26 protein-coding genes are annotated in these 11,013 nt (G+C 64.2%); 3 read left to right on the plus strand and 23 right to left on the minus strand.

Features of this window, described 5'->3' with window-relative positions:
• Window positions 1-22: 22 nt before the first annotated feature.
• The 22 genes from JOF45_RS13055 to JOF45_RS13155 form a co-directional block, all read right to left on the minus strand.
• Window positions 23-298: a hypothetical protein gene (locus JOF45_RS13055; RefSeq protein ID WP_210051547.1), complete on the minus strand. Its 276-nt coding sequence runs from the start codon at window positions 296-298 to the stop codon at window positions 23-25.
• Complete coding sequence (locus JOF45_RS13060) at window positions 295-450, minus strand: hypothetical protein (protein WP_210051548.1); 156 nt, start codon at window positions 448-450, stop codon at window positions 295-297. The genes JOF45_RS13055 and JOF45_RS13060 overlap by 4 nt, the downstream gene beginning before the upstream one ends.
• An 11-nt stretch (window positions 451-461) precedes the next feature.
• Entirely contained in the window at window positions 462-1,019 is a 558-nt protein-coding gene (locus tag JOF45_RS13065) for a hypothetical protein (protein WP_210051549.1), read from the minus strand.
• Entirely contained in the window at window positions 1,016-1,150 is a 135-nt protein-coding gene (locus JOF45_RS13555) for a hypothetical protein (RefSeq protein ID WP_281069776.1), read from the minus strand. Before JOF45_RS13555 ends, JOF45_RS13065 begins: the two co-directional genes overlap by 4 nt.
• Before the next feature lie 199 nt (window positions 1,151-1,349).
• A complete protein-coding gene (locus tag JOF45_RS13070) occupies window positions 1,350-1,529 on the minus strand; it encodes a hypothetical protein (RefSeq protein ID WP_210051550.1) in 180 nt (59 codons plus the stop codon).
• Window positions 1,530-1,651: 122 nt separating this feature from the next.
• Window positions 1,652-2,152, minus strand: a complete 501-nt coding sequence (ssb, locus tag JOF45_RS13075) for a single-stranded DNA-binding protein (protein WP_210051551.1) — start codon at window positions 2,150-2,152, stop codon at window positions 1,652-1,654.
• On the minus strand, window positions 2,149-2,427 hold the full coding sequence (locus tag JOF45_RS13080; protein WP_210051553.1) for a glutaredoxin domain-containing protein: 279 nt from the start codon (window positions 2,425-2,427) through the stop codon (window positions 2,149-2,151). Before JOF45_RS13080 ends, ssb begins: the two co-directional genes overlap by 4 nt.
• Window positions 2,420-2,608 (minus strand): hypothetical protein, encoded by a 189-nt coding sequence (locus JOF45_RS13085; RefSeq protein ID WP_210051554.1) that lies wholly within the window; start codon window positions 2,606-2,608, stop codon window positions 2,420-2,422. Before JOF45_RS13085 ends, JOF45_RS13080 begins: the two co-directional genes overlap by 8 nt.
• Window positions 2,605-2,856 carry a hypothetical protein gene (locus JOF45_RS13090; protein ID WP_210051555.1) on the minus strand — a complete coding sequence of 84 codons (252 nt, stop codon included), beginning with the start codon at window positions 2,854-2,856 and terminating at the stop codon, window positions 2,605-2,607. Before JOF45_RS13090 ends, JOF45_RS13085 begins: the two co-directional genes overlap by 4 nt.
• Window positions 2,853-3,365 (minus strand): hypothetical protein, encoded by a 513-nt coding sequence (locus JOF45_RS13095; protein ID WP_210051556.1) that lies wholly within the window; start codon window positions 3,363-3,365, stop codon window positions 2,853-2,855. Before JOF45_RS13095 ends, JOF45_RS13090 begins: the two co-directional genes overlap by 4 nt.
• Window positions 3,358-4,200 (minus strand): recombinase family protein, encoded by an 843-nt coding sequence (locus JOF45_RS13100; protein ID WP_210051557.1) that lies wholly within the window; start codon window positions 4,198-4,200, stop codon window positions 3,358-3,360. The genes JOF45_RS13095 and JOF45_RS13100 overlap by 8 nt, the downstream gene beginning before the upstream one ends.
• Window positions 4,151-4,375 carry a hypothetical protein gene (locus JOF45_RS13105; protein ID WP_210051558.1) on the minus strand — a complete coding sequence of 75 codons (225 nt, stop codon included), beginning with the start codon at window positions 4,373-4,375 and terminating at the stop codon, window positions 4,151-4,153. Before JOF45_RS13105 ends, JOF45_RS13100 begins: the two co-directional genes overlap by 50 nt.
• A complete protein-coding gene (locus tag JOF45_RS13110; RefSeq protein WP_210051559.1) occupies window positions 4,372-4,674 on the minus strand; it encodes a hypothetical protein in 303 nt (100 codons plus the stop codon). Before JOF45_RS13110 ends, JOF45_RS13105 begins: the two co-directional genes overlap by 4 nt.
• A gap of 50 nt (window positions 4,675-4,724) precedes the next feature.
• Entirely contained in the window at window positions 4,725-5,003 is a 279-nt protein-coding gene (locus tag JOF45_RS13115; RefSeq protein WP_210051560.1) for a hypothetical protein, read from the minus strand.
• Window positions 5,000-5,227: a hypothetical protein gene (locus JOF45_RS13120; RefSeq protein ID WP_210051562.1), complete on the minus strand. Its 228-nt coding sequence runs from the start codon at window positions 5,225-5,227 to the stop codon at window positions 5,000-5,002. Before JOF45_RS13120 ends, JOF45_RS13115 begins: the two co-directional genes overlap by 4 nt.
• Window positions 5,224-5,361 (minus strand): hypothetical protein, encoded by a 138-nt coding sequence (locus JOF45_RS13125; RefSeq protein WP_210051563.1) that lies wholly within the window; start codon window positions 5,359-5,361, stop codon window positions 5,224-5,226. The genes JOF45_RS13120 and JOF45_RS13125 overlap by 4 nt, the downstream gene beginning before the upstream one ends.
• Window positions 5,358-5,594: a hypothetical protein gene (locus tag JOF45_RS13130; protein ID WP_210051564.1), complete on the minus strand. Its 237-nt coding sequence runs from the start codon at window positions 5,592-5,594 to the stop codon at window positions 5,358-5,360. Before JOF45_RS13130 ends, JOF45_RS13125 begins: the two co-directional genes overlap by 4 nt.
• A 115-nt stretch (window positions 5,595-5,709) precedes the next feature.
• Window positions 5,710-5,958 carry a hypothetical protein gene (locus tag JOF45_RS13135; RefSeq protein WP_210051565.1) on the minus strand — a complete coding sequence of 83 codons (249 nt, stop codon included), beginning with the start codon at window positions 5,956-5,958 and terminating at the stop codon, window positions 5,710-5,712.
• Entirely contained in the window at window positions 5,955-6,137 is a 183-nt protein-coding gene (locus tag JOF45_RS13140) for a hypothetical protein (RefSeq protein WP_210051566.1), read from the minus strand. The genes JOF45_RS13135 and JOF45_RS13140 overlap by 4 nt, the downstream gene beginning before the upstream one ends.
• On the minus strand, window positions 6,137-7,000 hold the full coding sequence (locus JOF45_RS13145; protein WP_210051567.1) for a BRO family protein: 864 nt from the start codon (window positions 6,998-7,000) through the stop codon (window positions 6,137-6,139). Before JOF45_RS13145 ends, JOF45_RS13140 begins: the two co-directional genes overlap by 1 nt.
• Before the next feature lie 3 nt (window positions 7,001-7,003).
• Window positions 7,004-7,336 carry a hypothetical protein gene (locus JOF45_RS13150; protein ID WP_210051568.1) on the minus strand — a complete coding sequence of 111 codons (333 nt, stop codon included), beginning with the start codon at window positions 7,334-7,336 and terminating at the stop codon, window positions 7,004-7,006.
• A gap of 61 nt (window positions 7,337-7,397) precedes the next feature.
• Window positions 7,398-7,667, minus strand: coding sequence for a helix-turn-helix transcriptional regulator (locus JOF45_RS13155; protein WP_210051569.1), 270 nt, complete (start codon window positions 7,665-7,667; stop codon window positions 7,398-7,400).
• 231 nt (window positions 7,668-7,898) lie between these two features.
• On the opposite strand from JOF45_RS13155, the gene JOF45_RS13160 reads away from it, so the two are divergent.
• From JOF45_RS13160 to JOF45_RS13170, 3 genes are all read left to right on the plus strand, one after another.
• Window positions 7,899-8,438 (plus strand): hypothetical protein, encoded by a 540-nt coding sequence (locus JOF45_RS13160; RefSeq protein ID WP_210051571.1) that lies wholly within the window; start codon window positions 7,899-7,901, stop codon window positions 8,436-8,438.
• A 246-nt stretch (window positions 8,439-8,684) separates the two neighbouring features.
• On the plus strand, window positions 8,685-9,308 hold the full coding sequence (locus tag JOF45_RS13165; protein ID WP_210051572.1) for a hypothetical protein: 624 nt from the start codon (window positions 8,685-8,687) through the stop codon (window positions 9,306-9,308).
• Window positions 9,309-9,365: 57 nt separating this feature from the next.
• A complete protein-coding gene (locus JOF45_RS13170) occupies window positions 9,366-9,740 on the plus strand; it encodes an ImmA/IrrE family metallo-endopeptidase (RefSeq protein ID WP_245324884.1) in 375 nt (124 codons plus the stop codon).
• Here JOF45_RS13170 and JOF45_RS13175 read toward each other — a convergent pair.
• Entirely contained in the window at window positions 9,730-10,866 is a 1,137-nt protein-coding gene (locus tag JOF45_RS13175; protein ID WP_210051573.1) for a tyrosine-type recombinase/integrase, read from the minus strand. The genes JOF45_RS13170 and JOF45_RS13175 overlap by 11 nt on opposite strands.
• Window positions 10,867-11,013: the final 147 nt, after the last annotated feature.

An 11,013-nucleotide genomic window follows, 5' to 3' on the forward strand; every position in this document is an offset into this window, starting at 1 on the left:
GGGGCGCGTGTGGGACGTTGGGTCAGGTTTTCTGCCAGCCGCTGTGCGGAGTGTGCTCCCACCCCTCATTCCGCCAGCAGTCGGCGCACATGCGCCGTGGGTCGTCTTGGTAGACGCGGGGGTTGAAGATGATCCGGCCTAGGAAGATCACCAGCGGCTCCCGGTCCCCCTTGGTCAGGATGTGGCCGCAGCCGTCGCACTGGATCACCCACGGGTCAGTGGACTTGATGCCGTGCACCATGCCTGGCTCGTCGGGCAGGGTCACCGTGAACAGGGCGTCCTGGTGGACGGTGGTCACTCGTCCACCCATTCGACGGTGAACTCACGGGCGCCCAGGAGCGTGTCTCCCTTCTCTCGGCTCCGCACGGTCACTTCTGGTGACATATGGCCCGTCCAGAGCTCGTATCCCGTGTGCTCCTGCCCCTCGGGGGTGGTGATCTTCCAAGGCACGGGGCCTCCTCTCAGAACAGCACCAGCTGCTCAGGTTCAGTTGGTGCAGCAGGCGCGGTGGCCCTGCGCATGTACTCGGCGGGGTCTTCGCCCCGGTTGACCGCATGGATGAGGCGGAACCCGCCACGGGCGTCCACCTCGGTCCAGGCCGCGGCCCAAGCTCGGGACAGGAGCGGCAGAGGGAAGTCCGTGCGATGCTCGGGCAGGTCGCCGTCCAACATCCGCGTCATGCAGCAGGAGGCGGACAGCACCTCCACGGGTGCGTACCGGTCGGGGTAGAACGCGGTGGTGACCAGCTGCCCGGACCCGCAGTCACACGTGGGCCAGTCGTGCCACCCCTCTGGGGCGTCCGGTACGGGGCCAGCCCTTCGTGCCAGCCAATGACCACAGCAGCGGGACTGGTAGTGACTGTGAGCAAGCATGGCCCGGCAGGCGTCCAGGTCCACGCCGTGCTTGATGCCCCAGTCGTTGTCATCCATACGGCACTCCCCGCAGAGCTGACCCGGCCAGCCATTCGGAAGCTGGGCGGGGCCGATGGTCGGTTCCGGTGTCCCGGTGAAGTCGCTCATGTCTCCTCCTGCTGGAGCGCGATCCTGCATGCGAAGCAGATCAGGCGCCGGTACAGCACGACGACAGCCTCCACATACTCGGGAGACAGAGCCGTCATCAGCTCGCCGCAGCGTCGGCACGTATAGCTCATGGTCGCCTCCGCCCATCTGGTCGCCGGGTGTCAGGCCAGTAGATCTCCAGATCCGTGGCCAGAGACCGCTCAGCAGCAGCCTTCGACGCCTTGCGCATGTCCTCGGCGTGGTGGGAGCACTGCCAGCTCTTCGAACAGGTGCCCCAGGGATTCCAGCAGCAGGTTCGGCGGCATGGGGTCGCTTGAATGTGGGGTGCCATCACCACTCCTCCAGGTAGAGGCGTTCATCTTCACCGTGGTTTCGGTCCTCCCGGCGTCCGATGTCATGCATCAGCCGGTCTCGCTTGTAGTGCTCGGTGTCGCGTCGGATCATCAGCAGCCCGGCCACCAGGACGGCGGCCAGGATCGCGATGAGCACCCACATCAGTGGGTAGTCCATAGGGGTGGTCCTCTCATCAAGAAGTCCCCGGCCAGCAGCGCCAGCCGGGGACAAAAGGAAAGCCGCCCCACAAGGAGCGGCTACGGTTGCGGTTTAGAGGGGTGCGGAAAGGGAGAAGCGGATCAGAACGGGGGCTCGCTGCTTCCCGGGGTGTCCCAGGAGCCTCCGCCGGCGGCCGCGCCGCCCCACGGGTCCGCGGCAGGCTGCTGCGCGCCCCACCCGGACTGCTGGGCCTGGCCACCACCGAAGCCACCGCCCTGCTGAGCCTGGCCCTTCTGGACCTTCGCCACCTGTGCAGTCTGGAATCGCAGTGACGGGCCGATGTAATCCACATCGATCTCCAAGTTCGTGCGCTTCTGCCCCTCCCTGTCAGTCCAAGCGGTGGTCTTCTGGGTGCCCACCACGATGACCTCGAGGCCCTTCCGCAGAGTCTCGGCGGCGTTGACGGCGTTCTGCCGCCAGATATTCAGCCGGTAGAAGGTCGGTTCCCCGTCCTGCCACTGACCGTTGACCTTGACCCTGTTGTTCTCGGCCAGGTTCGCGTTCAGCACCGGGGTCTCTCCGGCGTAGCGGAGCTGGTCTGGATCGGCGGTCAGGTTGCCGACGACGGTGATGATGCTCATGCTGCTGCCTCCTGCAGGTGTGCGGTGATGTGCTTCTCGATCAGGTCCGGGCGGTAGCCCTGCCAGTGGGTATCCTCGGTGGCCCCCGGCTCACGGACGATCACCACAGGGGCCTTCGAGTAGTCCATCTCCTTGATCGCGGCCATCGCCTCAGAGTCGGTGGACAGGTCCACCACCTCGTAGGTGACGCCGTGCTTATCCAGGTGGCGGTAGGTGGCCTTGCACTGGACACAGATCGGGGTGCTGTACACGGTCACAGTTGGCAGGTCAGCCATTGGTCTCCTTCAGTGGTCGGATGGTGATGTTGTGCCCGATAGTCGGGTCTTTCTGGTCCTCGTAGATCGGTGCCGTGTGGGCCTCACAGAGGCGAGCAGGGCCCGACGGCGCACTCCAACTGATCCAGTGGGTGGCGACCTCGGGGCAGGCGTCGGGGCCGGTGCCGTAGTCGCAGGTCATGCCGCAGCCTCCCGCACCCGCTCAGTTAGAGCGCACCGGCATGCGTCCAGGTCAGCCCACGCCTGGCAGTCCAGGGACGGCTCCACTGACTCGGCGCGCAGCATGTCCTCCACCTCGTCCAACAGGTCCAGCATCCGGGCCTCGGTAGGGCGCCAGTCGCCGCAGCGGATAACGTTGGCGCGGACCGTGTCCGCCCGGATCTCGTCTGGGTCGATCAGGATCGGCTCAGCGTCAACGAGCATGGTCATGACTGCTCACCTTCCTCCAGCAGAGGCACCGTGCCCCGCAGCGCCTCCTGCGCGATCTGGTGCTCCTTCCAGCCCTTCTGGAAGCTGGCACGCAGATACGGGCGCCCTTCCACCAGCTTCAGACCCGGAACCACCTCGCCGGTCTCCACATCGACCAGTTCGCCGTGCTCGGTCTCCTCCAGAGACAGCTGGTCCAACACGTTCGGCTTCGGGCGGGTCTCCGTCACCGTCTCCACCAGCTCCGGGTGAGACGCCTTCAGGTATCCGACGAAGCGGGACTCGTTGACCGGCTTCAGCTTCGGTTCCGGCTGCACCAGCGACAGCTGGCCCACCTTCTCCCCCGACGATGGGTGCACCACCACACGCCGGTCCGTGGACTTCTCCGGGTCCGCCAGATCACGGACCATCTCGTCAGTCAGCTCCTCGGACAGTTCCTTCTCCATCGTGGTCACCAGCTTCTTCGCGTCGCGAAGCGCCAGCACCTTCTGGTGCAACGACAGATCACTCATTGGTGTCCTCCTCTACAAGCTCAGCGTCAATTGGTTCCTGTACCGTCTGCGCGCCCTCGACCGGTGCGCCATCACCGCTCTCAGCGGATGGTGGGGCGTCCGACTTGGCCTGCTCAGCCTTCTCCGCCAGCTCCCGGCCACGGGCCACCGCATGCTCATACAGCGGGTGCCCATCCCCCATCTGCCGGACGATCAGCCTCAGCCTCTCCAGGTCATTCCACGCGCCTCGCAGCGCCTGCTCCACAGGGTCATGCTCGGTGCGCGGCTCAGCGGCAGGTGACGCGGCCGACTGGGCCGGGGCGGCAGGCTGAGACGGCTCCTGGTCGGAGATCTCCATCAGCTCCTGGGGGGTATATTTCAATCCGCCCAGCACCTCAGAGCAGGCAAGGCGGACACACTCAGCGATAGCGCGCCACTTCAGCATCAGCGCCGGGTCCTTCGCCCAGTGCCCCTTGCCCCACAGGCCGGAGTCGATGGCCTTCTGCTTGGTCCACTCACTGGTGTGCTCATAGTCCGGGTCGTCTTTGCGGATGATGCTGCACACCGCCCGCTCAGCGTCACCGGTGACCCGGACCTTGTGGCCAGCGGAACGGGCCAGGGACTGCATCAGGGAAGCGCTCATGGCGGGCTTGCCGCTGATGACGTTGATCTCGTTGATGGCGACCATCTGGTGGATGCCCAGCGCGTCGCCGTACTCCATGGCCAGCAGCACGTTGGCGGGCTGACGCTGGTATGACTTCGGGAGCAGCCCGGACTGGGCCAGGTGCTCGGCGTAGGTGATCTTGTCAGTGAGGCTGACCTGCTGCGAGGCCGCCCTGGTGATCTCTGTGCTCATAGTTCTCTCTCGCTCGTTCGAGGTCGTGTCGGTGGGTGGTGAGGGCGGTGAAGTAGATCGCGCCGACGGCCAGCAGCAGGGCCAGCCCGTCGAACGCCATGGACCGCCAGGTGTGCAGAAACAAGAAGGCCGCACATGTGAGTGCGGCCAGGGCGGGAGTGATCGTCTGTCTCATTCGGCTTGCCTGCCGATCCCGATCAGGTCAGTCAGTGTCTGGCCAGGACGGACACGGCCACGCGACTCGAACCACGCCAGCAGCGCGTCACGGTCCCGAGCCACGTTCTGAGTCCGTGCACTCCCCCGGTTGATCACCAGGTCATCCACCTGGTCCCCGATGCGGCGCAGAATCCGCACCTGCACCTCGTTCTCCCCGGACAGGATCTTCCGGATGGTGCGCGGGTCCACGCCCATGGCGACGGCGCATCCGCTGACCGTCCTCCCCTGCTCCAGCAGCGGCGTGATCCGTGCTGCCACCTTCCTCACTTGTGGGTCGGTGCACGGGACGCGTCGAATATCGGTAGCCATCAGGCGGCCTCCTCCAGGTTGTCGTAGAGGTCGCCCATCCGGTCCCGGATCGCGTCCTCGCTCAGGTTCTGTGCTCGCAGGTCGTTCCACTGCTCGAGTGCGGCCACCTGTGTGGCGCCGTCGTGCAGTGCCTCGGCCTGGGCCAGCAGTCGGGCAGTGAAGGTGTGCAGGTCCTCCAGCTGGCCCGCCCGCATACGACGGCGGATCATCAGGTGCATCTGGTGGACCGTGTTCAAGTCGTCTTCGGCGCGGGCGAGGCCGGCGTCCACGGCGCTCATGAGCCGACCTCCTGAGCTTCCGCGGTGTACGTGTCTTCCAGGTTCAGATCGCTGCGGATCTCCCGGATCAGTGCCTGCATCTGGTGGAGTGCACCGTCAGCGGCGGCGATACGGTCACGGTCCGCCAGCCGTAGGAATCGGTCCCACTCGGTGGTCACTGTGGCGGACAGCTGGGAGAGGCGCTGCACCTCGTTGCTGATCTTCGGTGAGAGATAGCTGCTCATCGTCCGATCCTTTCCGCGGCCAGGTAGGCCAGCTTCACGCCCTTGTGGTCATTGATCGCCCGCGCCAGCTCCACCCGGCGCTGCAGGGCCTCCAGAGCTTTCTCCTGCTGTGCGCGCTTCTCCTCCGAGCTCATGCGGCCTCCCTCATCGCCCGGTCAGTGGCGGTCTCACCGGTGGGGTCCTGGTACTGGATCACGGTCAGCAGCTCGATGGGTGACAACTTCAGCAGGTGGTTCAGCTTCGAGTTCACGAAGTTCCACGGCAGACCGAAGTGCTCCACCATGTGCGCCACCCGGTCGAACCTGCCGGTGACGATGGCTTTCACATCGTTCTGGACGTCCTCTACGTCCTGGATGGTGAATCGCATAGTCTTCTCCCTACTCACGTGCGATAACTCGATCTGCACGCCTCACACCCCGGGGGTGAGGAAAGCTCACGGGGTAACGGATAGATAGGTGCCGCAGAGTGCGGCGAAGGTGGGGTCAGGCGAACGGGTCAGATTCGTCCACCGGCGCACTAGGACCCCGGTAGGTGGTGGTGATGTACCGGACGATCTGCGCCTCCAGCTCAACGGTCCACAGGAGTGGGCCGGTGCGCTTCCGCTGGATGTACAGTCCCGACTCTCGGGCGATCTCGCGCAGCATCTCCGGGGTGACACCGATCCGGTCGCTGACTGGGCCAGTGCCTTCCAGGATCTTCTGGCGCTCAGGCGCGGCGGTCTGAGTGGTCATGCGGGTACCCCCAATAGTGTGTGGCGCATTTCGCGGCGTTCTTGTGGGGTGTTGCCGGACAGCCATCCAAGATCAGCCATAATCACGGACCCCCATTCGGTGCCGTACTCCCGTGCCGTCTCGTTGATCTCTTCCCACTGCTCATCAGTGAGGGTCAGAGTCACCTTGTGCTTACTCATCAGGCGGCCTCCAGTTCTTTGAAATCCGCGGTGGGCAGCCCTTTGCGGATCAGCAGGTCACGAAGGTCTACCTCGGGGCGTCCTGGTCGGACGTAGGTGGACTCCCGGCGCTTGCCGGCCACCATGGGGCCGTCCAGCATGAAGTAGGGCTTGCCCTTGTAGGTGGGGTGCATGTGCTCATACCCGTTCTTCTTCTCCCCGTTCTTGCCTGTGCGGGTTCCGCGCTGGTCGATCAGCAGGCCGGAGGAGTAGAGCAGCTCGAAGAACTGCCGCTCGGACACGTCCGGGAAGTAGTGCTTGTGGAACTTCCGCAGGTTCAGCCCGCGGTTGGAGTTGACCGCCGTGACGATCTCCTCGGCCTCTTCGGCGCGGGCTTCTGCGAGTTCGCGCTTCTCCCACTGGTCAGCGGCCAGGCGCAGGGCCTCGCTCATTGACTGTGGGACCGGAAGTGAAGGGGTCGCATTTGAAATGCGACCGGTCTCAGCTTCACGGGTGCGGACTGCGAAGTAGGACTGCGCCGCGGCAACTTCGGGCTTGCGAGGGTCGCCGTTCATGGCGACCAGGTAGGCGGCGTACCGGGTGAGGAGCACATCTGCGGCGGGGCGACCCCACTGGGACTTTTTGACGGCTCCGGCAAAAAGGTCTGTCACGTTCCGTCCCTGGTTCTCAGCGGTGCGCTGGGCGCGCTCTACGGCGTCCTCGAATCTGCGCCACGAGTCGTACCCCAGAAGTTCCATCAGGTCACGCCCTGACCAGAACTCGACACCATCGGCACGGTGCTGCTTGATCTGATCGAACGGGCTGGCCCCGGAGTTTTTCCCGGCGCCGGGAAAAAGGCCCAGTTCCTCTCGGATGACTTCCACCATTCAGGCCACCTCCCGGCGCTTCTCAGACAGGTCCGACACCTCAGCGGTGCGCTCCCCCAAGTACTTCACGTACAGGACGGTGCCCCGCACTGCGGCGTCCCACGCGCCCTCCTGGAATGCGCGGAGCTTGCCCCGCTTGATGTGAGTCCGGGAAGCATCCAGGGAGGTCTTCGGCCTGCCGGGGATCTCGAACATGACCCACGCTCCAGGGTTGTCGCGGCACTCTGCGGCCACTGCCTCCCACAGGGGCGAGGTGCGGCTGTTCTTGCCACGCTCACCATCGGGCAGGTGGTCCGCGGTGCCCTTGATCTTCAACTGCTGTATCGTTGACATTGATTGGTTCCCTTTCTGGGATCTAGGCCCGTACCTGCTTGCTCCAGGTGCGGGCCTTTTCTTATGCGGCTGTGGACAACGGTGAATTACCAGTGAACGTGTTGAGCAAAAAGAGTTCACGGGTGGGCACCTCCAGCGCTTTCGCAATGGCGGCCGCAGTATCCACAGAGCATGTGGTCCGGTGTCGCTGCAGGTTCGTGATCGTCGTCGGAACAATCCCGGCGCGGCGGGCAATCTCTGCCTTGGTGAGGCCACTGAATCGGATGGCCATACTCAGTGCCCGCCGATCCACGGTGGCGTTGCCTCGGCGTCGCCCCTCTTCGTAGGTCATATCCCCTCCTTCCTTCGTGCTGTTCATCGGTTAATCACCACTATACATGTGAGGTTCCTCCCTCACAAGCCGACCCCTGAAATCTCCTCGATCCCCTTATTTCAGGCGCTTCAAGCAAATTACATGGATGTTGTTTGTGAGCCCCGGCCTCACGCGTAGGCTTGCCTTGTCCTGTTGTTGGCCTGAAGGATTACTGCCGTGAGAGACCTACAAACCCTGATCCGCTCCGAGATGGACGCCCGCGACCTCACCTATAGAGCAGTCGCAGAGAACGCTCAGCGGCAGGGGTACAAGGTCTCTCACGCCACGGTCACCAACTATGTGAAGGGGAAGACTCGGGCCTACACCCGGGATTCTCTGATCGCCATCGCAGCGGGCATAGGGGTGCCCGCGGAGAAGCTTTTGTCCGCTGCTGACATGCAACCCCTGGGGGAACTATTCGAGCTCCCCGAAGAGGCGGCACTGCTGGATCCGCACGAGAGAGAAGCTGTCCGCTCCGTGGTGAACGCATTCCTTCAGAGCAAGCGGCAGAGGGCAGCCCCGGCTCTGAGCGATCACGCTGGCGGGTTGGAGGCCATACGGCGCCATATGGAGCGCACAGGACAACTAGACGAGGAGGTGGCGAGTGATGACGACTCGACCCCCATGTACCAGGCCGCAGGGAGTGCGGCCACAGAAGACCCCGACGACTACGACCTAGCCGCAGACGACAGCCTGCACCAAGGCGACCACGGGCAGATCGGGCCGGATGATATCGAGCACACGACATGATGGCGTCGCCGTACCCTTCAATGAAGGTGAAGCGATTCCGTCGGATGCTCGGGCGCGCCTTCGGCTATGAGCGGGTCAAGGGCCGGGGCAAAGGCTCCCACACCATCCTGCGCAGCAACCGGGGGTACCCCGATCTCGTTGACGGATTCCATGATGGAGCAGAGATCCCGCCACACCGGGTGAAGCGTATACTGATAGATGACGTAGGCCTGACCAACCAGCAGGCACTAGAGGTGGTGAGAGAGCATGGATAACCTTCACATCGTGTTCACTGAGTACCCCGGATATGGCTGGTCCACCAGCTCTCCCCAGGTGCGCGGCCTCGCATGCTTCTATCCCACTGTCGATGAAGCGCAGCTGAACCTGGATGACGCGCTCCTCACCGCTGGCGTTGAGTACGGCAATGCGATGATCCACCAGCACGAAGAGAAGTTCCTGACGGACGATGACGGGAACGAGTACCTGGTGCGCTTCTCTGTCTCCGATGCCAGCTTCGATGCTGCCAGCCGACTGATGGGATCAATCCATCGTGGCGATATTGAGCCGGACATGATCCCCATGAACCGGTCCGGAGACCGTCAGATCATTGGCGTGGATTCCACCCAGACCCTGCGCTGGGTGAGTGATCAACTCCGGGAGGATGAGGCCGCCCTGGTCTGCTACCACCAGGGCGACGATGTTGTGTACCACTTGCCGTATGGGAACTCATCGCGGCTGGTAAATGGCTGGGACATGGATGACCTCGGACTCAGCATGGACAGCACTGTCGAGGACGCAGTAGACGCGGTAATCTCCCGGGAGGCAAGCACCCTGGAGAATCACGAAATCCCGGCAGCGGATGTGCGCCGAAGCCTCGTTGTAGCCCACTAGCTAGTCTCCACTCCTCTGTCATCAGCCCATGTCAGACCATGGCTGTAGCGTCCAGGCATGGCTGATCTTGAGGGGATCGCTCACCGGATGGGCGTGCGTGTGGAGCACCGGACCAGTCTGCGCCGAGGCAGGTGGGGAGAATACGACCACCGGCACCGGGAGATCCGGCTGCTGACTGGGCTTGGTCCGGTGCAGTACCGGTCCACCCTGGCCCACGAGCTGGGGCACGCCCACCACGGCCACTGGTGGACCAGCCTGCGGCATGAGGACCAGGCCGACACCTACGCCGCATGGCTGCTTATCAGCCCCGCAGAATGGACGCTGGCGACCGCCATCTACCCCGACTGCCCTCAGTCCGTAGCCGCTGAGCTGGGGGTACTCCCCCGGCTGGTAGAGATCTACGCGGGCACCATCTCACCGGTCACCAGGTGACCACCAGAGCCGCCGACTGATCATCTTCCATGCTGATCATGTCGTAGATCCGCAGCGTGTACTCCAGACGCTCATGGCCGACCCGCTTCTGCACCACGTTGGGGCGGACGCCCTTCCGCAGCAGGTGAGCGATGTGGTTGTGCCGCAGATCGTGCACCCAAGGGCGCTCCATGAGCACGCCCTCGCTCTCGAGCTGGTGCATCAGCGGCTGCCAGCACTGCTTGTGGAAGGTGCCGTTGTAGAGCTGCTGGGCGGGCGCGTCCGTGTCGGGGAAGATCAGGTCGTTGCCGCGCAGCCCTTCCGCGTGTGCCCAGAGAGCGCGGGACAGTTCCAGGTCGAGGGGCACGTCGCGGCGACTCATCATCGTCTTGGTCAACCCGATGCGCTTGTTGTTCTTGATGGCGCGCCGGATACGGATGGTGACCTGCCCGGTGTCCGGGTCGCGGTGCAGATCCTTACGGCGTAGCTCCACCAGCTCACCCCACCGCATGCCGGTGACGGTCAGGGTCCAGATGATCAGCCGGAAGAATGGAGTCTGCGCCCGCTCTCGGAGGGTGCGCAGCTGCTCGAGGCTGAGGTCTACCGGCTCATGGGTGGGCAGCTCATCGCGTTTGCCCAGCACGCCGAAGGCTGGGTTCTCCTTCAGGCGTTTCCCCACCTGTCGTTTCAGCGCGGAGGAGACGACGGCGTGCCGGTTGCTCTTGGTCTTCCACGCGGCCGGCTCGCCTTCCGGGCTGGCCTTGGTGATGTTGGAGCGCAGCCCGTCCAGCCATGTGGCGATGGCCTTCGGCTCCAGCTCGGACAGCGCAATGCCGGCCAGCTCGGTGCCGCGGAGGTGCCGGTCCATGTCGCGCCGGTACTTGCGGCTGGTGTCGGTGTCTTTCAGGTCGTCCAGGTACTCCTGAACGGCGTCCCAGACGGTGTAGCCGGCTGAGTCGGCCTGCTTCTTCGCCTGCCGAGCGAGACTGAGGGTGTTCTGGTTGGCGTCCAGGTAGAGCTTCAGGGTCTCGGCCTTGCCTCTGTCCCGGAAGCTCTGCGAGGTGTCCTTGCGGAGCTCTCGGTCGTACCACTTCACGTAGTAGGACCGGGTGCCATCTTTCCGGGTGTGAGTTGTCAGGCTCGCCATAAGCGATGACTGTAGCGGCCGCCGGGGACACCGCGTGTTGACACGGTTTCAGGAAAATCTGGGTTCCTATCAGGAAACCCCCGCCTGTCCGGGGAAATCCCTGGTCAGACGGGGGTCTATTGGCGGAGGCGGGGGGATTTGAACCCC

Origin of the sequence: Nesterenkonia lacusekhoensis (assembly GCF_017876395.1) — a bacterium.
GTDB lineage: Bacteria > Actinomycetota > Actinomycetes > Actinomycetales > Micrococcaceae > Nesterenkonia > Nesterenkonia lacusekhoensis.